The following is a 23,319-nucleotide window of genomic DNA, read 5'->3' as shown; positions in this document are numbered from 1 at the left end:
AGTGACGCACCTTCTAAGAGAGCCAGGCCGGGATGCCACTGACGCCATCTAGGATTCCGCAGAGGTCAACCGAAGAACTCCACGCCATGTCGGTGTTTGAGTTGACCATGTCAAAGGGAGGGTGAACGAGCACTCGCGTGCACGGTTCCAGTGCCCACCCTCCTGAAACAGATCGTCCGAAAATCCGACGAGGCTCCCCGCAGATCGAAGCTAGTTGGCTATCGCAGCGTCTGGCGCCCAGAGGTGGCGGGTGATGCCTTGATCTTCCTCGGTTGCGCGTTCGCCGAGTTCAATGGTGATGAGCTCGTCGCCTTCGTAGGCAGGGCTGAGCTCGAGAGCTAAGTAATCAAACAGTTCGCGTTCGTGGACGGCGATTATGACTTGCCGGTCGTTCTGCTTCGAAAGGAGGCGGATGAGTGCAGCGAACTGCGCCACATGTACTTCGTCCATTGCTTGGACGGGGTCATCGAAGACAAGGCACGGGACGATCGGTTCGACGGCGAGGTGGAGCGCGAGGAACAGGGACAGTGCTGCTGTGTTCAGATTGCCCGCAGACAGCATCATTTGGGGCGGGCCGCTGGCTTCGCCGTTGCGGTGGGTGGTCTCCAACTTGATGTCGAACGTCTTCTTTGTTGCGCTGGGAATTCCGAAGCTTGGGATGAACCCTTCGTTCGGGGCGAGCCTAGTGAATACGGTCTTCCAGACTTCGTTGAGGGATTCCGTGAAGACACGGTGGACGATGTTGGTGCGTGCCTGTGTTGCGGCTTCGTGGACTTCCTTCGCTACCCCTTGGCGGCGCTTCGCTTCAGCGACACGGTCGTCCCATTGCTTCTTGTGTTCGGCGATATCGGCGAGGCGTTGGACAGCTGCGGATTCGTCGTCGAGCGCGGCCGCAAGGCGAGCCGCTTCGACATCTGTTTTCCGGTACTGGTTGGCCTTGTCTGTGAGGCGGGCAACTTGAGCTTCGGCGCTTTTGAGCAGTTCTGCCGATACTGTCTGGAACGAATCGAACGTCGGAACCACGGTGACCTCCAGAAGGCTCGCGTATCTGGCGAGCTCGCCGCCGATGTGCCGCTCTTCTGAAGTAGCGGCCTCAAGGTCGTCGAGTGATTGCTGAAGGTCACGCACGAGCCGGAAGAGGTCCGTCCCGGCGGACTTGGTAGCTTCGATTCCTCCGATTTGGGCGGCGAGTTCAACGAGGGTTGCGTGACGCTCCTCGACGGCCTGCTGCTGGTCGGCGGAAAGGAGCCGGGCTATGAGTTGGGTGTGCTCAGTTTCCACACGAGTGACCCGTGCCGCAAGTTCGTCGCGCTCGTTCCGCAGGTCGACAAGTTGCTGTCCGTGACTGGTGAGCTCAGCCAGTTTTGTATCGATGTGAGCTAGGAGGCTGTGATGACCTGTTTCATTGAAGTCCCGGTCGCAGACCGGGCACCTGTTGCTATCGTCGACGACGCTGCGGACTGCGGCTAAGCCCTCGACGAGGGCGCTTGAATGCTCATGAGCATCAGCGAGTCGAGTCTGAAGCACATCCAACGCAGCTTGGTCGGACTCCAGTTGCGTGCCAACCGATTCGACCTGCGCGCGAACGTCGGAGGCATCGCTCAGCTCCTGGAGGGCCGAGTTCGTAGCGTACTCGACGGCGATACGCGGTTCGCTGCGCAGGTCGACACCAGCAGCCTGGGCTGCCGCTTCCCACGCCCGGACTTTCGCCCCGCCCTCGGCCTCCCACGCCTCTTTGTCGGCGGTCGCAGCCGCCAGCGCAAGGCGGGTCTCCTCGATTCGTTGCGTGGTCGGACGTTCGACCAGTGCTGAGATACGACCGCCCAAAGCGATGAGCTCCTGATGGAGCGTTACAGCAGCGGCAGACTCGACCCGGGTGGTGTCGCCGTCGAGTGTCGACCGGACGACCGCAAGAAGGTCCACATCGGAACCGGCGTCAGTCATTTCGCGATCGAGTCCAGCGACGGCCTCGCGGGTCGCGGCCCGCGCGTTGGTGACCTGCGTCCGGATTTCGGCTCGCAGAGCAGTCTGTTCTTTGAGCTGCATGGCTGCTGTCTTCGCTTCGCGATCGGCTTCGTCGACGCCGGCCGCGAGTTTCTTGAAGAGCCTGAAGTCATTTGCATCGCTGAGCCCGGTGCGAAGAGCGTCCAGTTTCTCAAGGCCAAGGAGCTCGTTGACGAACTTCTCGAGCGCTGTCTGTTCGTTGCCTTCGCGGGCTTGGTATAGGTCGAGGAGACGACCCAGCGATGTCTGGTCCAGGTAGCACCGTTCAGCGTAGAACTTCGCGGCGGCGGCGTTGAAGGCGGGGGTGCCTTCCAAACGCGCGCCGTTCACGGTCAGCGGGGTGCCGGGCGTTCCCGCTTGCAGGTACTCGGCAACGTCGGCTCGAACCGTTGCGTAGGACTGCCCGAGGAACGGGAGGTGCGCTCGGTAGCGATCGGACTGACGTTCCATGCTCCGAATACCGCCAGTCAAGGCGAGTTCTAGCGCCGACAGAACGCTTGTCTTTCCCGTGCCGTTTGGGCCGTGAATGAGTACGACGGGTGCGTCGAAAGGCAGTTCACGAGTGCCTTCTATGCGCCGGAAGTCGGAGACCATAAGGCGACGAATGGGGACGTCACTCATCGCCATCCCCCACCTCGTCGGTCCAGCCTGCTCCTTCATTCGCGTAGCGGCGCAGGGCTTCCTTTACTGTGTCCGGTCCGTCCGCGGCAGTCTTGATGAGCGCGATGTGGTCCGATGTCGCCCTCAGGGGACCGAGGACGGCCATCACTTCGTTGACTGGGTCGCCTCCGTGAACGAGGTCCGCGTTCGGCAGCTTCAGCGGCAGGAGGACGGCAACGGCTTCCTCAATTTCCGCGATATCGGGTGTGGAGGACGCGATGGGAAGGATGCGGGCGTATCGCTCCAACTCGATTCGATCGGAGGCGGCGACTCCGCCGAGAAGTACGAGACTCACAGGTCGCCGTGACGCCGCCAGGTCAAGGGAACGGGCTAAACCCGCGACGAGGCGTTGCAGACGCCGACGAGGAACTTGGTCAGTCGCAATCAGAACCAAGTCATGCGAAGTATTCATTCCGCGGGCCGCGGCCTCGAAGTCGAACTCTGTGCCGACAACAGTCAGAGGCTTGGGAAGTCGTTCGAAACCAGCTCTCTCCAGTACGGCGAGGACATCTTGAACGCTTGTCATCAGAACCCGCTCGCGAGTTTGAACGCCTCATACAAGTCATCAGCTGAGGCAGTGTCGGCGATGCTGGATGCGACGCTGAACCGCCCGGCTCTGGGCTTGCCATCACGACCGAAGCGAGATCTCGGTGATCGGGTCTGGGCCGGGGGCTCTTCATCCGCTATGACGATCAGCACATCCCCATCACTGTCGTCGAACGAGGCCTCCAACTCAAGCTGCGTCGACGTCGTGGCGTCCTTTACAAAGAACACACGGGCGGTTCGCTGGCCAGTGACCAGATGAACCACACCATCGCCGACTGCCCTGGCATCGCCCGGCATAGCTGACCACTGCCCCGAGGCGAGTCCGCGACCAATCAATGCCAGCGCGACACCGAGCCGCCCGAACTGTTTCGAAGGGAAATCTGCGTTGAGAACCGCCTGGGCGACAGGACGATCCGACAGCGGTTCATAGCGACCGCCACCGGCGGTCGGCATGCGGCCCGTACGAAAGACAGTCAGCGCCAAGTTTGCTACGTCGATAAGACGGGCAGCGAACCCCCTCTGAAACTCCAAAATCGCCGAGCGTTCGAGCGCTTCTGCGTCGTCGGGGTCAGCATTTTTCGCTGCCAGGTCGCGGAGGCCAAGTAGGTCTGTCTGCAACTGGCTCACGGCTGCCGGTCCCCAGACACTCTCAATTTCATGCTCGATCAAGAAGCTCAGTTTCTCGGTGAGCGACGACAGGACCAGGGCCAACAACGTTGGCTTGCCGTACGCACCCAGAAGGGCGGACTGTGCGATAGCGCTAGCGTTCCCCTGGTGATTCGAGCCATACGTAATCTTGAGAAGGTTCCGGTGATACGACTCCAGGTGCTCTTCACTGAGGACAACCGCAGGCGATGACGCCGGCCACGGCCGAGCCAAATCCTGGATGGCTCCCGCGAACACCGTGTGGAGGTTTGCATCCTGCGCCGACAGACCAAGCATCAACGTCAACCGGTCGGTATAGAGCACCTCAAGGTGCTTGCGCATCGACCGGTTCTCTGGCTGCTCAGTCCACCTCGAAATCTGTGATTCACGTGCGATGAGCAAATCCCGGTACTCGGACTCTTCATCTCGGGCACGCACCGCACAGCCATGGAACTTGATCACCTCAATACGCGGCCCGACAACACGAAAATCATCCGGCTTCACGGCAACGCGAACCAGCGAGCCAAACGCCGGAGTCAGTTCGCCGAGTGCCTTCTCAAGGAGCCCATCCCAGTTCGCGGTGACCGCCGATGCGACCAGCCCCTCCAGCATGAGGATCGCGATGCAGTAGTGCTCCACATCGGGCTCAAGGTCCGGTGCCCCATAGGTGTTCGGGACATCGAGACCTGTCCAGACGAGATAGTCGTCAGGGTTGGTGTCACCTACGAGAACATCAAGAACGCGCGAGTAGTTCGTCACCAGAGCTGGGATGATGCGGTCCCGCAGCGGCCAGCCCTCGACTGCGATCGAGAAATCGATGCTCTTCAGTTCCTCGCCCGTCAGACCGGCGAGCCGCAGCACCTCGTCAAGCGCGACCCGGTACTCACAGTTCGTGTCACCAGCAACGATGTTCGACCGGAGGTGCTCTATGACACGCTTGAGGAGTGCATTGACATTCGGCACCCTGTCGCGAGAGATACCCGAACCAAGCCACAGCACGTACTGACCTTCATTGAAGGCAGCAGTGAACGCTGAGAAGGTCGACCCGAACCTCTCCAGAACAGCCGGAACCGTTCGTAAAGGTTCAGCCATCCCGTCCCCCAAGCACGATACGTCTCCGCAACCCGCGGACGGTCTGGACGTCAGTGTGTCCAAGCCAATCTTGCCACGATTGCACGTTGATCCATTGAGAGCGTGAGCTCCGCGGTGGTCTCTACAGGCTCCACTCTGGCAGCACCATCCAATAACGGCATGCCGGTCTTGCGCCTACTCGAAGCGGAAACCGAACAGGCCACCGTCCTCAGTTGCGTCGCTGAGCCTCGTATCGAGAAGGTAGTCAGAACTATCGAAGGCCCCCTCGGCTTCTACGGACGCCAAGAAGTCTGAGTTCATTGTGACGACGTACTGAAATCCGTACTGCTCCGCTAAGCGCGCACCGATGTTTAGGCAGGACGCGACCTGCCGATGGTCGGTCGCGTCGAAGTTGTGGCTGTCATGCACTAATACCCGCGGTGCCCGTCCGAGCTGGAGGCCCTGAATCAAGGTGACGATGTCGAGAAGGAATGTCTCAACTCCCAGGATGCCCGTGCTGGCGTCGCCCGAGATTTCCGGCTTGACCTTCAGCGTCCCCAGAGACGACGGAGAGACCAACAGGTCAGAATGCCGTCATGGGCCAGAAGTACCAACGTCTGATTCCGCTTGTTTACTTGAGTTTTAGCCTACCAAGGGGCGTACGACAAGTGCGAAACCTCACACGTCCGCGGTACCGCATGGAATCTCCGACGCCACAACCGAGCACCGGCGGCGAGGGAGCTGGACTGCACTCGACCCCCTCGCGCAGGATTGCGAATCGGCGTTCAGGCCCGTAGGTAAACTCGAAATGGAGTTGAACTGCCTCTAAGACTCAAGCTGTCGCCCGACCGGTACCCGAGCCAGCGAGGGCCACACCGCTTGCCCCAATGCCGCCGTGGCGCTCCAGTTCTCGGGCCCGAGTGCCCCGAGCAAAATCTCGAGGGCGGTCCCGACCTCGGCATCCCGTAGTCCGGCGATCGTATGGGGCAGCGACGATGGCAGCGTTGCGAGTAGTCGCTGAAGGCTCGCGTCCCAAGCGGCTGTCAGAGCAGTCTCGCGAAGCTCGATGAGGATGCTGTCCAGCGATTGGCGAGCGCCTTCCGATAGTCCGAGCTCGGCTAGCTGGGGCTCGATGAGGTCGGCCAATAGAGCGTCAACTCGGGTCACTTGACCGAGGGAGGTCTGTGCCTCCGGTATGGGCGCGCCGAACTGGCCGGCCGCCAGCACGGAATGGGCGATCGTGCGCGCGACGGGAGTTCCCGCGAACGCTGCTTTCAGCGCGTTCCGGATGTACATCAGGTCATTTCCCACGCTGGCGTTGGAGAGGCCAATTGCGACGGCACGAACGTCTTGCGGAACGGGACCCGAGAGTGCTCGCAGCGCCACGTCGATCAATCTTCGCTGCCATCTGGGAGTCCGGGCAGCTAGGCCGTCGTCGAGCAGATATGCCGCCAGCTCCGGGCCGATTGCGCACAACCAGCCGGGCCAATTCGCGTTCTTGTCCACGTTTTCCACGACGTCGGTGACGAGGTCTCGGCGATGATCGGGACCTTCTGCGAACACACGTCCAGCCACGAACACCCAGGTATTGCGCCAGTGAGGGCTCGGCGCGGTTGCTGACAGATGAGCGTTAAGTTGCTCGTCGGTGACATTGCTCAACGCGCGTGCGGCCATCAGTTCCTGAAGGCTGCGTATCTCAAAAGAGACTCCGTCGTTCTCTGCAGGGACTAGCAGCACCAGGCGCTCGGTGGTTGCTTGGACAATCCGGTCCGCGATCCGGTCCACCTGCGGGCCAAGCTGGTGACCGACCTGGACGAGCCGCTGGACGGCAAGTTGGCGCAGTTCATCCTTCGTGAGGATCGCACGTGCATCGGTCGAGGTCTCGGCGTGGATTTGTAGCGACAGGCCGACAGCTTCGTGAAGGTCCGTGATCGCGGGTCGATGTTCGGCCAGGAATGGTGCGAGGTTTGTGGGTTTCGCTGATTCCCGTTGGTAGATGGTCTCGAAGTATCGCCAGAAAAGCTGGTATCGGTCAGCCGGAAGTACTCCGAACTGTTCAAGGATCAAGGTCATGATCAGAACTTGTAGCGGCGTCTTCATGAGTCGCAACATCGTGGCGTCGGATGCGTGTCGCTCGAAGCGTGCGATGACTTGATCTCGGCGGTCTAGGTCGTCAGAGAGTCGGCGAGAGGTGATATGGCGTCCATAGCTGATAGCTGTCGGAGCATCCAGGTACTTCAAGTTGAGCTGGGTAAACAGCTCAGGCATGATCTGTTCCGTGTAACCCATTGGTCGGGTCGTGACGATCACGAGGAGGTCTGCATCGTCCTGGTGCGCTTCCTCGACGAAGGTTCTGATCTCGTCCAGCACGCGGGGGCGCACTTCCGGCGCGGTGACTTCATCGAGTCCGTCGAGGACGACGAGGCACGGCCAGTGCTGGAACCACCTCTTCAGTGTGTGCGGCTTGATGTCCAGTTCGGCACGGGCAGTCACGCGTTCGCTCAGCCATCTCAACAGGCTCTTATCGCCGCTTGGACCAATCTCGTCGGCGTAGTGCGCGAGGTTTACCCGAATCGGCCACCGATGGTTCTTTGGGGCCGATACGCCGATGCGCTCCAGGGCGGCTGCGGTTCCGTCGAGGATCGCGGTTGTTGTTGCTGTGAGTGATTCGTCGGCAGCGAACCCGGACCGGTACATCTGGGTCAAGAACGACGTGGTCGTGCTCTTGCCGCTACCAGGTTGACCTGTGATGACGAGGTGCGGCTGCGCCGAGTGGAATGACGGCTTTAGTACGGAGTCGCCGCGGTCGATCACTTCCTGAAGCAGCGTCGTATTTTCGGCGCGCGTCCCGTCGGCCTTGAGATCGATGATGACCTCGTCGATCGATTGTCGGGTTGTCCCCCCAGCGTCACTGAAGTTCACCCAGCGCTCGACGCCCAGAGTTCTCATTGCGTGCGCTTTTAAAACAGGCTCGAACTGAGAAGGATCGAGCAGCCCGCCGAGCGCACCGAGCCGGGTGAGTAGGTCCCCGACCGTCAGCATTCCCTTGAAGGCGTTACGAATTCCGTCGTTCACCGTCAGTAAGCCGTTGAGCTGGTCGCGATGCCAGACCTTCGCAGACCGAAGACCTCGGGCGGCCAACGAGTCCCGGCCGTCAGTTCCAGGCACGGGCGAGGTGATCCGCTGACGGATGTTGGCGTTGATCTGGTCGATTCCGCCAGAGTTTGCGACGCTGCTTAGCCGCGCATTCGTCACGAAGATGATGTACTGAGGAAACTGTCCTCGCTTACTGTCGTTGGCCATCCAAGAATCGAATTCATCGGAAACCTGCTTCAGTAGCCATGAGGCGTTCTGCGCAGGAGTTCCGAGGGTTTCCTTTTGCTTCGCTTGAAGGACGATGTACCCGTCCCAAGAGTCCGTCCCGAAGCCCGTTGTCGCGGACCAGTTCACCGGTCCGGTGTAGGTCGCTTCCCGTCCACCATCCGGGCCCGACCCGAAGGCCTCGACTCCGTGCCCGAGTGCCTTGAGCGCCAACGCGACTGTGAGCTGCTCAAACGCCCGCGGGCTGAGTTCCTCCAACGGGTAGTCCTGCGCCATCGAGCCGCCTCCCGTGAATCGTCCTGCCCAATGATCCCATCAGGGACGGACACCGACGCGGAAGCCACACCCGCTGCTCAATAGTCTGCGATAAGGGCGACAATCTCAGAGCCAGTCGTAAGTGGCGTCCCGTCTGAGGAGATCTGGGTCCAGGCGCAGTGCGATCCACTATGGGCCTCAGGGAGGTCTTGCCCGGCTAAAGGAACCTTGCAGCCTACGTTGCAGGAGGATGGTGACATGAGCACAATCGAGCTGGGGAGCGCGGGAGCGCCGACATTGGAGCGGCTCTTCCGAGGCGAGTGGAGTTTCTCGACGCACCCCGACATCGCACTTCCCGGAACCCTGACCTTCACTCCCGCACAAGGCGCTCGCTTGGAAGTGGACGGCGAGTTCCTCGGCCAACATTTATGGACTGACGATTTCCAGATCCTCGGAACGGACGCTCACGGCACACGAGTCACGATGCTTGAGCCGCAGCGGATACTGACGACTACGCGTGCGGGAAAGCACAGTGAGGTCTGGGCTGCGCGAGAGATCGCTGTTGGGGCCTGGCTTCCAGATGGAACCGCGACGATGGTGAAGTCTCTGACTCTGAGAACGCGCGCGACTAGGGCCTGGGCGGACCAACACTCACCTGAAGTGCAGGAAACCTCCGAGGCCGGAGCAGTCGCGGTCCGGTCCGCGGTTCCTGAGCCACTCAGGTCGCGGCTCTTGGCTGGAACCCTCACCTTTCGATGGAACATCCAACAGCGGTCCAGTTCTATCGGCTTCAGCCGTCGCTACGTACCAGAGTTTGAGTACGTGCCTGACGAACCATTGGCTCTATCTGCGGCGTGGGAGGCATTTGTTACGCCTGTGCTGCACCTCATGACATTGGCCTGCGATACGGGCGACCAGTTCGAGAGTCTGACAGTTCAGCCCGCCGATGCCGAAGACGATGACGCGGAAGGTGTGGGCGCGCCCAAGGACGGGTACGACTACCCGATCTTCCCTGGCAGTTTCGAGTGGCTCACTTCGTCTTGGATGGCTCATCCAACTGATCGTGAATTTCCTGCCGACTTTGAGTTCCTCATCCCCTTTGACGAGATGGCGGTGCGCTTTCCAACACTTGTGGCCCGTTGGTTTGAAATGGATGAGCAAGGACGATCGGCCTTCTACAACTTCTTCGCATACGTGATGTGGCCCGCACTGAGCTCATTCGAGGAGTCCTTCCTGCGCGTAGTGCGCGCGCTGGAGGTTTGGCATGGTGTTCTCGACCCGTCGCTCGCGATTCCCGAAGTGGACTTCGCTCCCATCAAACGGAAGGTCAAGGAAGCTCTCGAAGGTGAACCACAAGGTGAGCTTGTTGTGTCTCGCCTCAAGCACGCAAACGAGCACAGCCTGAAAGCCCGCCTCGAACTGATGGTCGGCCGCTCCAGCCCGTTCGTTCGAGCGCGGTATGAGCGGCGAGAGCGCTTCCTTCGGCGCGTCGTTGATACACGTGACTCACTAACGCACGTTGGTGACCTCGGCGATCGATTCCAAGGGCGGGAACTATCTGAGGCGCTCGTACTTCTCAGCACGCTGATGAAAGCTGTGATGCTCCGCGAATTAGGTCTTGACGAACCTGAGGTAGATGCGATGCTTCGGCGAACTCAGTCAGTGAAGTATGGAATCAGATGAGCTTGCGCGCCGACCTACGCGGAGGGCGTCTCGTGTCACAACGCACTGTCGCCGGGAGTGGCCGGGCAGTCTTGCATCACATGGTTGTGTCTACGCTCCGATGGCCTCGTAGCGAGCCGACTTCATGGCGTCGCTTTGTTGCCGCACGCGGCGGCGCTCAGCGCTCTCTCGGACGCAGACGCGGAGCAGGAGGACGAGGCTGACGGGCCCCATGACCAGGAACTTGAGTGCGTTCCACAGGAACAGGAGCACGAGAAGGTTGAGCCATCCCGGAGCGCCGTCTGCGATGAGATTGGTGCAGATGCTCGCGGCGAGCAGGTGCGGGGCGGCCAGGAGCATCGCCGGGACACCCCACTTGAGGCCGCGGCGAGTGCGGATCAGGTCGAGCAGGATGTTCGTCGGCATGTAGCGGCGAAGGAAGTATCGGGTGTGGACGCTTGCCGCCCAGAGCAGTCTAAGCATGGTCGGGCCTCTCATCAGACGTGTTTCTCCGTCGAGGAGGCAGAACATGATGAGTGGCCCCGAAGGGACTGTCCCGAAGGACCCGCAGAGATTGGAACGCTGCCTCTCTTCTAGGGTACGACTTCCGGGCGACATTCGTAAGAGGTGCACACTTCGCGCCCTGGTTCCGAGCGCGCACCTGCCTGGCACAGTCTGATGGGAGCCGGGCATGGTGATGATCACTTCTCTCGCCAAGGACGAGCGAACCGCCAGGGTCGCTCTCGCCGCCACACTGGAGCCGGATGACTCGGTGACGGGCAGGCTGGTGTCGGCGGTCGGCGCGGCCGAGGCCGTGCGCCTGGCCGCAGGCACCGGCGCGTTCCCGAAGAAAGTCGATGCGGTCGAGGGTGAGTTGTGGCGGAAGAAGGTCGCTCCTCGTCTTGATGTGCGCACCATCACGCGGGCGCTGTCCGAGACCGACCGGCTGGGGCTCCGCATCATCGTTCCCAGTGAGAGCGACTGGCCCAGCGGCCTGAACGATTTGGGCGACCGCACGCCGACCGCATTGTGGGTGCGCGGGGCCGGTTCATTTCTGACCACACCGCTTCACGATCGGGTGACGATCACCGGCGCCCGCGCAGCCACCGGGTACGGCGAGCACGTCGCCGTCGAGCTCGCCTCCGATCTGGCAAGGACCGAACGGCTCGTCGTCGCCGGCGGTGCCTACGGCATCGACAGGGCCGCGCACAGCGCCGCCTTGGCTGCGGGAGGGCGGACGATCGCGGTGCTCGCGGGCGGCCTGGACCGTCTCTACCCGGCAGGCAACCATGAGCTGCTGGATCGCATCGGCGACGTTGGCCTACTCGTCAGCGAGATGGCCCCCGGTGCCGCGCCGACCAAGTGGCGCTTTCTCGCCCGCAATCGCATCCTGGGCGCCATCTCGGGCGCGACCGTGATCGTGGAAGCCGGCTACCGCTCGGGCTCACTCAACGTCGCCGCCCGCGCGGCCCAGATCGGCCGCCCGGTCGGCGCAGTTCCCGGCCCAGTAACCAGCGCCGCGAGCTCGGGCGCTCACCAGCTGCTCCGCGAAGGCATCGCCTCCCTCATCACCGATGCCGACGATGTCAACGCCCTCGCCCGCCCGCCCGCCGTAGCCAGCGGGCGAGCGTTTGAGCATGAGGCCGGGGTAGCCCGCTCCGCGCGCCCTCCGGGACGTTCGTTGTAATTGCGTCAGGTCCGCGGTGCGTGTCCCGATGTCCCGGGTGATGTGCTCGCTCATCTCTACGCTTAGAACATGACCTTTACCGCACTGCATCGCGCCCTCGGGGTCGCGCCGGGGCCGTTGACCGATGAGCTGCTCGATGCGGCGGTGAGCGGCGGCGTGGTGGAGGCGAATGACTTGGATTGGAAGTCTGAGCTGCCGCCGGCGAAGGGGCTGCCGCAGACTGACTTCCCCAAGGATGTCGCCGCGATGGCGAACAGCGGCGGAGGAGTCATCGTCTTCGGCGTGCGGGAGTCGCAGAAGGCCGCGACGGAGCGGGTCGATGTCGGCGAGTTCGATGAGGCGTATGAGAGATCGCTACGCAGCGCCGCGATCACCGCCATCTCGCCGCCGGTGTTCGGGCTGAACGTGCATCGGCTCGGAGATGAGGGCAACCGTGCCATCGTGGTCGAGATCCCGTCGAGCGTCGACGGCCCGCATCTGATCTACAGGAACGACTACTTTGGTGCGCCGGTGCGCAACGACTCGGACACTGTGTGGATGAAGGAGCGTCAGATCGAGGCGATGTATCGAGCGCGGTTCGATGAGCGTCGCCACGCCACCGAGGCCCTGGACAATCTATTCGCCGAAGCCGCGGGCGGGCGCAGCTCGGGTGAGCGTGCCTGGCTGATTGCCGTCGCCCATCCCCGTGTTCCCCGGTTCCGGGATCGGCTGACTCGGGACGAGGCCCGTGATGTGCTGTCCAAGACCGAGGGGCTTGCCCTGACGTACGCTGGCCGAGGTGGGGTTCATCCTTTGGAGAGCGTCGACAGGCACAACCCTCGACCTGGTCTGCGGCGCTGGGTTGCGGTCAACACTGCGACCGGCGACCGGTCGACGTGGAAAGAGTCTTGGCTGAGCATTCACCGCGATGGTTCGGTGACTCTCGCGGCGGCGGTGGGCGGGCATCGCATGAGCAGTGACGGCTACTTCGAGGGCTCGCAGGTTCAGTCTGCTGGTCTTGAATGCGGTATCGCGGACTTCATGGGACTCCTCCGCGCCACGGCCGAGGCGACCGACAACGACGAGTACGACGTGCGTATCGGGATCGAGTGGACCGGCGAGCAGCCGCTGACCATCCTGACCACCGATAATTTCGGTCAGACCTTTGACGGCGTCTCCACGCCGCTGCACCACTACGCCCCGGTCGAGACCACCGTGAACGCGGTCGAGCCTGCGTTGGACTACTACTGGCATGTCCACGACCTCGCCCTGGATTGCGTGAACCAGGGCGGCGTCTCGAACGTGCGGATGATCCAGCCCCCGGAGCGGACCGACCAGCAGTAGGCCGTTACAGCGACGGCCCAACGCGCTGAGTCCCTGTGCGACGCGTGCTTTCCTGCTCTGTCTGCTCAGCCTGGGTGAGGTTCTGTGCCCGGTCGAGCGCGGCGCGGGCGCGGGCGGCGTCGAGCTTCTGAGCGTCGGCCTCTGCGGGTGCGCCAAGCGGGAGCGGGTCGGCGATCCCGTAGCGATCCCGATACGCCGCGATGGTGCGTGCGGCATGTCGCCACAATTGCGCTGCTCGTTCCTGCTTCGGTTGCTTCCCGAGCGCCTCGATCCACTCGTGGCCCTCGCTGACTACGGCATCGAGGATCGCGTCTGCGCGGGCTTCGATGAGGTCGCGTCGCTTGGCGAGCGCCTGCCGGAACTCCGGGCTCATGGTTCCGGTGGCCTCGGGAATGAGACCAGCGATCAGGCGCGGCATCTTGCGGGCGCGCGCGGAGCCGGCGGGTCGCTCGGTGGCTTTGGCGACGCGGTGGTGGAGGACGGCGGCGATGTCGTCCGCATCGGTGAATCGTCGTGCTCGCACGAGGCGCGGTAGCAGCGTGTCGACCTCGTGGTGGTTGGCCTCGGCTCGGCGCAGTTCAGCGGTCAGCGCGCCGAATGCCGGAGAGTTGATCGCGGCTTCTGCCTCCTCGTCGGTGAGTCCGGATGCGCGGACGAGGGTCGCCCAGCGGTCGCGTTGCGCGGCGGCGGCGATCGTCTCGTACTCGGCGGAGAGCTGACCGATGTTCGCCCATGCTTCCTGCTCGGCGGTGGTCGTCTCGTGGGCGGAGAGCTCGGCGCCGACGTGCCGCAGCACCCCGAACAGCACCGACCGGGCGGTGGCTTCGATGTTGTCTCCAGGGTGCGGGCCGTCGTGGGAGCCGTCGGGCTTGTCGACGGCGACGTAGGCCCTGTTCGCCTCACGGCCGCGGGTGAGGGCGACGTACAGGTTCTCCCGTGTCATCGAAGCGTCGACCAGGACGTGGGCGGTGTCGGTGGTGATGCCCTGCGCGCGGAAAGAGGTCACCGCGTAGCCGAGGTCGAGGTGTTCGGCCACGTACCCGGCCGGGAGCACGACCGACCCGCCCCAGCGTCTCGCGGTGCGACGGAGAGTGAGCGAGCCATCGTCGCGGACCTCGGTGACTGTCCATCTGTCGCCGTTTCGGACCCAGCCGCGGCCGGCGCGCAGGCGTCGGTTGTTGTGCCGGGTGATGACCGAATCCCCGGCCGCCGCGCGGGTCCCGTCGTGCAGCTCGACCTCGTGCAACGCGTTCACCGTGCCGTCGAGGATCAGGTCTGTGCGGGCCCGCTGGTTGAGCGCGAGGACGGACTCGTTCGAGTCGGTGACCAGCACGGTCGCTCGTCCGGCAAGCCGGTCGGTCCGCCATGCGGCGTAGGCGGTGTCGATCATCGTCTCAGTCTCCCCGCCGTGGATTCGGCCGTGCTTCAGGTAGGTGTCGATGACCTCGGTGCGCCCGTGACGCAGACCGAGCGAAGCGGTCTTCTCCCACGGGTTCGCGAACCTGTGGACGTCGACCAGTTCGGGGGCGTCGTCCCGGTCGTGCACGAGCAGCGAGAACGCCCCGCCCGCGTCTACCGACTGGAGCTGCGCGTAGTCACCGACGAGCAAGACCTTCGCCCCAGTCTCGGCGGCGAGGCTCGTAATCCGGTCGAGCGACAGCGTGCCGGCGAGCGAGGCTTCATCGAGGATCACGAGCTGCCCCGTGCGGAACGTCTCGCCGGTGCGCTCGTGGGTGTCCCACCACTTCGCGGTGTTCTCGGTCTGGATGCCGAGGTCATCGGCGAGGACCTGCGCCGCGACAGCGGAGGGGGCGAGTCCGACCACCGAGCCGGGACCGTGCTCTGACTCCCACGCGCGACGGAGCGCGTTCATCGCGGTCGTCTTGCCCGCCCCGGCGGGACCCACGAGGACATCGACGACGCGGCCGGAGACGGCGACCTTCGCCAGGGCAGCGACCTGGTCGTCGCCGAGCATCTGCCCCTTCCGGTCGGGCCGTGCCGCGATCCGCTCGACCGTCGCCAGCGGCACAGTCGGTCCGGTGGTGGTCCGGGCGCGCTCGAGGAGGCGGTCTTCGGCCGCCAGCAGCACTTCGGAGGAGAACACGGTCGAGTGCTTCGGCCGGAACACGCTGGTTCCGTCCGGTCGCTGGAACACCGCGGGGCTCGATGCGAGCTCGGGCGGCGTCAGCCGCAGCGACACGGCCTCGGCGGCGTCCACGACCAGACCGACGACCGCCTCCCGATCGTCGGTGGTAGCGAACCTGTAGCTCATGGTCTGCCGGGCCGCCTCGGCGGTCAGGTTCCATCGCCGCCAGGTCGAGCGCTTCTCACCGACCGTCTCGACCACGCTTGTCCCGAGGGAAGCAATCACGTCCAACGGCACGTCGTCCGCGCGGAGCAGTAGCGGCTCCTCGTTCGCGGTCACATCCTGCGCCCACGAGGTCGCGTCCGATCCGAGGATACGGCCGGCGCGCTGTCGCCACTCGGCGGTGAGGTCGGCCAGCGAGTGCACTTCCTTCTCCGGCCGCGTGGTGAGGGTTGCCTGGGCGCGGAGCTTCATGATCGTCGCCGGAGCCGGCCTGCGCCCGTGCTCGGTGACGTACTGCTCGATCAGGCGATCAGTCTCGACGTCGATGTGCCGCGACCTCGTGGAGAACGCAGCCAGCAGTTCCTCTGGCACGCCGACGATCACCCACGCCGGGTTCCGGTCGCGGCCCATCTCGCGGGCCTCCCACACGACGCCGAACATGCGGGTCAGGTGGTCGGCGAACACCGCCTCGTGCAGCTCCGACATGGCGACGGTCGCCGCGTGCATGGGTCGCCCATCGAGGGAGCGCCACTTGCCGTCGAGGACGGTCTGCACCTTGTTCGAGACAACCACATGCGTATGCAAGTGCGGATCGCCCGCACGAGAGTCGTAGTGGTCGTACCCGGTTGCGATCAGCCCGTGAACGTCCACCTGTGCAACCGCGCCGTTGCGCCCGGTTGCGCCCGTGCGGGTGGCTGCAACCTCCCGCTCCATGAACGCAACCACCTCCGCAACCGCCGCATGATGCGCCTGCCCGATCAGAGATTGCGTGCCCGCGTCCGCAACGGCCCACAACACGGACGCCGACTTAGGGATGGAGAACGTGAAGTCGTATCCCGCAACCGCTCGCCGCGTGCCGCGCTCGGCCTCCTCCGCCTCGATTGCGGCGACCGCCTCCGCACGGGAGACCGGCCCCAGAGTAGGGTCGAGGTCCGCGACGCGCTCAGCGACCCGCTCAGCGACAGGCCGGTACGCGGGGTACGCGCGGCCCAACGGCTTCCCGGTGATCGGGTCGCGGCCCATGCCGATGAGGAGCTGGAGCTGGGCTTCGGAGACCTGATCGCCCTCCCCGATCTGACCGCCGCCGAGGTCAGCGACGCCGGAGCCGAGCCACCTGCCGGGCGGCGTGCCCTCGGCGTTGTAGTACCTCGTCAACGGCGTCGAGAGCGACCTGTCACCGTCGCCTGCGGCGACCGTGCGCAGCAGGTACTTGTAGCCATCACCCGCCGACATCACGCGCATCGAAACCGTCATCGCCCTGCCTCCGCTCGCTCATCGGGGAGGTGAGCGAGCGACTGCCCGAAGCGGGCGGGCGACCTCGATCTGCAAGAGGCGTGGTGGCTCAGATCATGAAAAGGAAACGACGGGTCGGACGCGCAGCCGGACAGCTACGCGGCATGATCGGGAACTGCGTCGCGCACCTGGCAGGTGGCCATCCCTGCATCGAATTCATGAGTGGACGACGACCGGGAATCACCCGACCTGCCGGAGTCTTCATGCGCGAGCCGAACGATCGCGACCGTGGCCCACGGGCAGTCGCGCCATTGATCGTGCTTCGCTGGCGGCGCCGGGTGCATTCGAGCGTCCATTGCGAAACCTCGCATCCGAGCCGAAGACCGTCTATCGAGATGCCGGCACCGCGGTGAGGTTTCCTAGAGCCACTCCCCCGCGCTGTCGAACAGTTCCTGCAATTCGTTGATCAACCGCGCGACGTGGAAACCGTCCGCGACCGCATGGTGAAGCTGCACCGCCAGAGGAATGAACACTCGGTCACCCTCATCGACATACTTTCCGAGAGTGAAAATCGGCAGGTAGTGCCCGTGCCCGCCTGCGATGTTCAACTCGAAGCCCGTAAACGACACCCACGGCAGGCTCGAGATGTCGAACGCGTTGTCCGGCAGCTCGCCCTGCGGGAACATCCGATCAGCCGAACGGTGGATTCGCGACAGTTCGACTGCCTCGGCGTGAAAAGCGTCGAAGTCATCGTCGTGGGGAAGCCACACGCTAGAGAAGGTCTCGCGATCAGAGTTGAAGACTGTGAACGCCGGATGCACGACATCCCAGACCGAAGGAATACCGTCATCGACAGACATCCGAAACTCTTCGTGTCTGTTCAACAGGCTTGAGATCGCCCATACCTGTGAGGGATAGGCTTTACGACCCGCCTGACGCACAGCCGTCGTAAACGATGTCACATCGAGGCGGATGGTCAAGCTATATGTGCACGGAAAACGCGTGAAGTGCTCGAACTGATCGCGACGAGGCCAGGCATCGAGGTCGACGAGTCGCCTCTGGTTCATCGAACCACCTACCTTCCAAAGATATGAGGGACGCGGCGTGCTCCCAGCCATTCCTGAGACACCGTGCGCGACGTCGAGTCGGCGCACCCAGTGATCTGCACTGTGCACCATGGTCGGCCTCCGACAACGCTGGTCCTATAATCTCATCACCGAACGGCCCCAACCTCCACTCATCAGTGACGCCTCGGCAGCAGTTGCCGCCAGCCCCGCGAAAGACGGGGCCTCACGCTGATCGATCCGTCAGCGAACAGGGTGGTGGCGTGGCAGTCGTTACCGACATTGGCGTGATCCGTGCGGCCGGTGGCGTTCGGGCCGATGGTGCCGCTCTGTGACCTGCGCGAGGGTGGTGGCATGCCTGAAAAGAAGAATCAAACGGATCCGCGGAGCGCGGATGGCAGCGCCGGGGATGCCGACTACGGGGTCATCGGTCTCGACTACGCCCGATATCGGCGCCCTGAGCCAGCCTTCGCTGCGGCGATTGCAGCTGCCCTGGGCGACGCCAGAACGCTGGTGAACATCGGTGCCGGCGCCGGCTCCTACGAGCCCACGGACCTCGACGTCACCGCGGTCGAGCCCAGTGCCGCGATGCGAGCGCAGCGCCCTGTCGGCTCCGCTGCGGTCGTCGACGCGGCTGCCGAGCGGATGCCGTTCCCGAATGCTGCCTTCGACGCGGCCCTGGCCTCCTTCACCGTCCACCAATGGCGGGACCTGCGTGCAGGCCTGCGGGAGGCGCGGCGCGTGGCGAGCGGGCCGGTCGTAATCCTCACCTGCGATCCGGCGGCGTTGCGATCCTCGTGGCTGAACGAGTACGCGCCCGAGGTCATCTCGACCGAGGCAGGGCGATACCCAAAGGTTGCCGACATCCGCTCGGGCCTCGGCGGGACCGTCACGGTCACAGCGTTGCCAATCCCTCTCGCGTGCACCGACGGCTTCTCGGAGGCGTATTACGGTCGGCCCGAAGCGCTCCTGGACGCGGGCGCCCGCCTGGCGAACTCGGCTTGGAGCTTCGTGGAACGGACCGTCGGCGAACGGTTCGAGCGGACTCTCCGCGCCGATCTCGACAGCGGTGCGTGGGATGCCCGGCATGGTCGCCTGCGCACCCAGCCGTTCTTCGATGGATCGCTGCGCCTGATCGTGGGCCGCCCGTGACGGGTGCCTCGGTGCTCAGATCCACGGTCGGCCGGTCGTTGTGGCCTACTGCTGCCTGGTTCTGGGCGTTGCAGTTCGCGGTATTGAACCCGCTGCTTGCGGTCCTGCTGGTTGCTCTCTATGACGCCACTCCGACACAGCTCGGTTTGACGCTCGGCGCGTACAACATCGGCGGGTTCATCGCGTCGCTGGTGATCCCGGCCGCCGCCGACAGATCGGGCGACTATCTCCGCCCTTTGCTGATCTGCGGGATCTGCGGTGTCGCGATGGTCATCGCCCTCGCCGTGACGACGGCACTGCCGGTCGCGTTGCTTGCACTCGTGCTCCTCGGGGGTCCACCGGGGGTTGGCTCCACGCTCCTGTTCGCTCAGCTGCGTCATGACGGGGCCTCGCCGTCACGGGTGATCCGGACCCGCGCGATCGTGTCGTTCGCGTGGGTAGTCGGGCCGCCGCTCGCCACCGCGTGCACCGGAGCGTTCGGAAACGGCTCCGCGCTGTGGCTGCTCGCTGGCATCGGGGTGGTCAACGTCGCAACCGCCCTGCTGCTCCACCGCGCCCGTCCCCGCGGCGCGAGCGAAGCGGGGCCGCAGGTTTCCCGTCCACCGATTCTCACTCAACTGCGCGGCTGGGGACGCTGGGGAACCGTCTCCGCGTTTCTCGTGCTCCAAGTGACCAACATCGCGACCGTGACAGTCACCACCCTGTTCGTCACTGTTCAGATGCACGCGCCGGTATTGTGGGCGGGCCTCATTCTCGGGGCGGCAGCTCTCATGGAGATCCCCGCGCTCCTGATCATCGGCCGAATCCACACGCGCATGGCCGCAAGAACCCTGATCCTCATCTCCTGTGTCGTGGGCGTCGCATACTATGCTCTCGCGGCTGGCGCCCAGAACACCTGGCAGCTCCTGATCCTGCAGCCGCTGAACGCATGGTTCTTCGCCACAGTTGCAGGCGTCGGACTGACGGTTTTCCAGGACGTCTTCCCGAGCCCGGGGCTGGCGTCCGGGCTGTTCGCCAATACCCGTCGCATCGGCGCGGTTCTCTCCGGCCTGCTCATCGCCGCCCTCGCAGTCTTCCCTGACACCTACCGGTCCGTCTACACGGCAGCTGCGATCCTCGTCACCGTCGCCCTCTTCGGCTACGCGGTAGCGGCTTACCCTCCTCGCGCGAACGCGACGGGCGCCGATGCGCAGTAGTGTCTCGAAGATGACCTCCTCAAGGAACCACCGCGTCGGTGTTCTCGTCCTCGATGGTGCGAAGGCGCTCGATGTCGGGATCGCGGCCCACGTCTTCGCCAAACGACCGAGCATGCCGTACGAGGTTCGCGTCTGCGGTGAGCACCCCGGCACGGTCGAGGGCTGGAACGGACTGGCCTACGCCGTCAGCCACGGCCTCGAGACGCTCGCCTGGGCCGATACGATCCTCGTCCCCGGCTATCGGAACCCCGCCGATACTCGCACCTCACCCAAGGTCATGGAAGCGCTGCGCACCGCCTATGCCCGCGGAGCCCGGATCGCCGCGATCTCTACCGGAGCGTTCACCCTGGCGGCCGCGAAACTCCTCGACGGCAAGCGTGCCACCACGCATTGGCACTACACGCACGCTATGCGCGAGAAGTACCCCGAGATCGCTGTCGACGAGAACGTACTCTTCGTGGATGCCGGCCAGGTCCTCACGAGCGCAGGCGCTGCCAGCGGCATCGACCTCTGCCTGCACCTCATCCGCCGCGACCACGGCGTCGGACTCGCGAACCACGTCGCCCGCCGACTCGTGAGCGCACCGTACCGATCGGGTGGACAGGCCCAGTACCTCCCGCACAGCATCCCTGAACCGCTCGGCGACGCCTTCGCGCACACCCGCGCCTGGGCTCTCGAACACCTTCGTGACGACCTCACCCTGACCGCTCTTGCGAGGCAGGCCAACGTCTCGCCCCGTACCTTTTCCCGACGCTTCACCGCGGACACCGGTATCACCCCCATGCAATGGGTCCTCCGGGCGCGCGTCGACCACGCCCGAGAACTCCTGGAACGCACCGACCTCACCATCACCCAGATCGCTGGGGCCGTCGGTCTCGGAACCGACACCAACCTCCGCCGACACTTCGGCAGCATCATCGGAACTTCACCATCGGCCTACCGCCAGGCCTTTCACGAATAGACGACCAGCGACCGCACCAGTATTTTTGACCATCGCCTATCGGACGCAGTCAGAGGGCCATGCCCAGCACGGTTCGAACGGTAATACTGCCTCCGTGGTCATCTTCGCGACATACGTCAACTTCAACACCCTTCAGATCGCTGAGGTCCGTGCGCCGACTCCCGGTCAGTTGAAGGTTCCGATCCAAATGGAATCGGTTAAGTGAGGCTGGTGCCGAGTCGTGTTGCTCGATGGTGAGGCAGCAGGTCGGGGAAAAGTGCTTCGAGGTCGCCGGTGGCGCGGGTGTCCTCGCCAACCCATGGGCGGAAGCGGTGGGTTGTGTCAGGTCTCAAGCTGCTGGCGTTCCGGCAGCGATGACCTGTCCAATGGCGTCACGGGATTCCGTGAGCGCGTCGATCGCAGAGATGATGCGGTCTTGTTCGTGCCGGAGTTCGTCAATGAGTTCCGCGCAGACAGGGGTGAGCTGCCCGAGTCGTTCGGTGAGGCAGGGCAGCACCGTGCCAATGGTGGCGGTGCTCAGCCCGACGTTCAGGAGTTGCCTGACCCGGCGAGCAGCGACGAGGTCGTCTACGGAGTAGTCGCGATAGCCGGAGCTGTTGCGTGCTGGGTCGAGTAGGCCTTGATCCTCGTAGTAGCGCAGCAGGCGGGCGGAGATGCCGGTGCGTACGGACGCTTCGGCGATACGCATGTGACGAACCTCTCGAGACGTGCCGATTTGCCTTCACATTGATGTCAAGGTTCAGCCTATCAGTATGAGCGTTGCACCACCCTCTTCGAAGAAGACACCGCACCCATCGGTCGTGCTCACTGGCTTCGTGCTGTTGGTGTTCTGCACCGGCACGGCCGAGTACCTCGTCGCGGGGGTCCTTCCCCAGGTCGCAGCTGACCTGGACGTGAGTGTCGCTGTGGCGGGCCAGACGGTGACCGCGTACGCGCTGGGGGTGGCTATCGGCGGTCCGCTCGTCACGGTTGCCACAGCCCGACTGCCGCGCAAGGGGCTGGCGCTGAGTCTCGGGCTGCTCTTCGTCGTCGGGACGATCCTGGCCGCCGTCGCTCCAGGATTCGTCTGGCTGGTGGTAGGACGAGTGGTCTCTGCGTGCGCGCAGGCGACGCTGTTCGCGATCGCCCTGGTGACCGCTGCACAGGCAATGGGACTAGCACGCTCCGGGCAGGCTGTCGCGATCGTCTCCTCGGGGCTCACAGTCGCGACGATGTTAGGCGTCCCGTTGGGAGCGCTGCTGGGCGGAAGCACGAGCTGGCGTGTGCCGTTCGCGATCGTCGCTGTCGTCGCCGCCCTCGGTGTGCTGTTGTTGGCTGTCGCGATGCCGCGCACACCCGCACCGCAGACTGGGGCGGGCGACGAAATTCGGACATTGCTGCGCGGCCCCGTGCTTCTCGCAGTGGCCACGACGGTCCTCGGATTCGCCGGTGTCGGCATGGTCTTCACCTACCTCGTGCCCTTGCTGACCGATGTGAGCGGCCTCGCCGCGAGTCTCGTGCCGGTACTGCTGCTGGCATACGGCGCAGGGGGGTTCGCGGGGAACCTCATCGCCGGAAAGCTCACGGACATCAACCTCGGGGCGACACTGCGCGGCGTTCTTGTGGCGCTGGTGGTCACGCTGGCAGCGTTCCCGTTGCTGGCGTCCTACCCGATCCCGATGGTGGCACTCACTCTTGTGCTCGGCTTGCTATCCACCGCGACGATCGCCCCCCTGCAAACCCTGCTGCTACGCCACGCTGGCTCTGCGCCCAGTCTGGCCCTCGCCGTCAACGTCGGTGCGTTCAATCTCGCCAACGCCATCGGTTCCGCCCTGGGCGGCATCGGCGTCGCCGTCGGACTGCTGCGCTTCGGCGGGTTCGGCGGCGCCGTCATCGCGCTGCTCGGACTGCTGTTAGCCGTACTTGCCCTCCACGCGACTCCACCAGCGGCCTCCACTTCATTCACCCAGAAGGAAGAACACGCATGAGAACCGCACTCATCCACCGTTACGGCGGACCAGAAGTGCTGCAAGTCGAGGACATGCCTGAACCGCAGCCGAATGCCGGAGAGGCGATCGTTGCCGTGATTGCCTCGACCATCAACCCCGTCGATGTCAAGACCCGTACACCCGGCACCGTCCAGCAGGTTCCTGGTTTCCCGGCCGTCCTCGGCTGGGACATCGCGGGAATCCTGCTTCACGCACCTGCCGAGTCCTCCTCGTAATCCGGTGCCACCGGTGCGGTGGGTGATG

Annotated in this window: 17 protein-coding genes; 8 read left to right on the top strand and 9 right to left on the bottom strand. The window is 64.2% G+C overall.

From position 1 onward, the window contains the following. Window positions 1–210 precede the first annotated feature (210 nt). From D7I44_RS14725 to D7I44_RS14705, 5 genes are all read right to left on the bottom strand, one after another. A complete protein-coding gene (locus D7I44_RS14725; protein WP_162940300.1) occupies window positions 211–2,625 on the bottom strand; it encodes an AAA family ATPase in 2,415 nt (804 codons plus the stop codon). Continuing rightward, the gene (locus D7I44_RS18290) at window positions 2,618–3,190 is read right to left on the bottom strand and encodes a hypothetical protein (protein ID WP_162940299.1); all 573 of its coding nucleotides are present in this window, start codon (window positions 3,188–3,190) and stop codon (window positions 2,618–2,620) included. Before D7I44_RS18290 ends, D7I44_RS14725 begins: the two co-directional genes overlap by 8 nt. Continuing rightward, a complete protein-coding gene (locus tag D7I44_RS14715) occupies window positions 3,190–4,947 on the bottom strand; it encodes an SIR2 family protein (protein WP_120790178.1) in 1,758 nt (585 codons plus the stop codon). Before D7I44_RS14715 ends, D7I44_RS18290 begins: the two co-directional genes overlap by 1 nt. Window positions 4,948–5,121: 174 nt before the next feature. Next, the gene (locus D7I44_RS14710; protein ID WP_220093784.1) at window positions 5,122–5,505 is read right to left on the bottom strand and encodes a DUF2326 domain-containing protein; all 384 of its coding nucleotides are present in this window, start codon (window positions 5,503–5,505) and stop codon (window positions 5,122–5,124) included. A gap of 246 nt (window positions 5,506–5,751) precedes the next feature. Further along, window positions 5,752–8,523, bottom strand: a complete 2,772-nt coding sequence (locus D7I44_RS14705; protein ID WP_120790176.1) for a hypothetical protein — start codon at window positions 8,521–8,523, stop codon at window positions 5,752–5,754. Between the two features lie 237 nt (window positions 8,524–8,760). Here D7I44_RS14705 and D7I44_RS14700 point away from each other — a divergent pair, with 237 nt between their 5' ends. Further along, window positions 8,761–10,185, top strand: coding sequence for an ApeA N-terminal domain 1-containing protein (locus D7I44_RS14700; RefSeq protein WP_120790175.1), 1,425 nt, complete (start codon window positions 8,761–8,763; stop codon window positions 10,183–10,185). A gap of 90 nt (window positions 10,186–10,275) precedes the next feature. On the opposite strand, the gene D7I44_RS14695 is transcribed toward D7I44_RS14700, so the two are convergent. Beyond that, window positions 10,276–10,647, bottom strand: coding sequence for a sulfate permease (locus D7I44_RS14695; RefSeq protein ID WP_120790990.1), 372 nt, complete (start codon window positions 10,645–10,647; stop codon window positions 10,276–10,278). Between the two features lie 208 nt (window positions 10,648–10,855). Here D7I44_RS14695 and dprA point away from each other — a divergent pair, with 208 nt between their 5' ends. Then, on the top strand, window positions 10,856–11,851 hold the full coding sequence (dprA, locus tag D7I44_RS14690; protein WP_120790174.1) for a DNA-processing protein DprA: 996 nt from the start codon (window positions 10,856–10,858) through the stop codon (window positions 11,849–11,851). 69 nt (window positions 11,852–11,920) lie between these two features. After that, a complete protein-coding gene (locus D7I44_RS14685; RefSeq protein WP_120790173.1) occupies window positions 11,921–13,174 on the top strand; it encodes an AlbA family DNA-binding domain-containing protein in 1,254 nt (417 codons plus the stop codon). 4 nt (window positions 13,175–13,178) lie between these two features. Here the strand turns inward: D7I44_RS14685 and mobF are convergent, their stop codons facing one another. Continuing rightward, window positions 13,179–16,736: a MobF family relaxase gene (mobF, locus tag D7I44_RS14680; protein WP_120790172.1), complete on the bottom strand. Its 3,558-nt coding sequence runs from the start codon at window positions 16,734–16,736 to the stop codon at window positions 13,179–13,181. 398 nt (window positions 16,737–17,134) lie between these two features. Continuing rightward, on the bottom strand, window positions 17,135–17,782 hold the full coding sequence (locus tag D7I44_RS14675) for a CatA-like O-acetyltransferase (protein WP_120790171.1): 648 nt from the start codon (window positions 17,780–17,782) through the stop codon (window positions 17,135–17,137). A 351-nt stretch (window positions 17,783–18,133) separates the two neighbouring features. Between D7I44_RS14675 and D7I44_RS14670 the strand changes: the two genes are divergently transcribed. From D7I44_RS14670 to D7I44_RS14660, 3 genes are read left to right on the top strand one after another with little or no spacing between them, the layout of a single operon-like run. Further along, the gene (locus tag D7I44_RS14670; protein WP_120790989.1) at window positions 18,134–18,931 is read left to right on the top strand and encodes a class I SAM-dependent methyltransferase; all 798 of its coding nucleotides are present in this window, start codon (window positions 18,134–18,136) and stop codon (window positions 18,929–18,931) included. Further along, window positions 18,928–20,127 carry an MFS transporter gene (locus tag D7I44_RS14665; RefSeq protein ID WP_162940298.1) on the top strand — a complete coding sequence of 400 codons (1,200 nt, stop codon included), beginning with the start codon at window positions 18,928–18,930 and terminating at the stop codon, window positions 20,125–20,127. The genes D7I44_RS14670 and D7I44_RS14665 overlap by 4 nt, the downstream gene beginning before the upstream one ends. 10 nt (window positions 20,128–20,137) lie before the next feature. Further along, complete coding sequence (locus D7I44_RS14660) at window positions 20,138–21,088, top strand: GlxA family transcriptional regulator (RefSeq protein ID WP_120790169.1); 951 nt, start codon at window positions 20,138–20,140, stop codon at window positions 21,086–21,088. Between the two features lie 328 nt (window positions 21,089–21,416). On the opposite strand, the gene D7I44_RS14655 is transcribed toward D7I44_RS14660, so the two are convergent. Next, on the bottom strand, window positions 21,417–21,776 hold the full coding sequence (locus tag D7I44_RS14655; RefSeq protein WP_120790168.1) for a MerR family transcriptional regulator: 360 nt from the start codon (window positions 21,774–21,776) through the stop codon (window positions 21,417–21,419). Between the two features lie 112 nt (window positions 21,777–21,888). On the opposite strand from D7I44_RS14655, the gene D7I44_RS14650 reads away from it, so the two are divergent. Together D7I44_RS14650 and D7I44_RS18285 are read left to right on the top strand one after the other, a co-directional pair. Beyond that, a complete protein-coding gene (locus D7I44_RS14650) occupies window positions 21,889–23,055 on the top strand; it encodes an MFS transporter (protein WP_220093783.1) in 1,167 nt (388 codons plus the stop codon). Beyond that, a complete protein-coding gene (locus D7I44_RS18285) occupies window positions 23,052–23,291 on the top strand; it encodes an alcohol dehydrogenase catalytic domain-containing protein (protein WP_162940297.1) in 240 nt (79 codons plus the stop codon). The genes D7I44_RS14650 and D7I44_RS18285 overlap by 4 nt, the downstream gene beginning before the upstream one ends. The last annotated feature ends 28 nt before the right edge of the window (window positions 23,292–23,319 follow it).

Origin of the sequence: Gryllotalpicola protaetiae (genome assembly GCF_003627055.1) — a bacterium.
Taxonomy (GTDB): Bacteria; Actinomycetota; Actinomycetes; order Actinomycetales; family Microbacteriaceae; genus Gryllotalpicola; species Gryllotalpicola protaetiae.
This window is presented reverse-complemented; position numbering and strand designations above follow the sequence as displayed.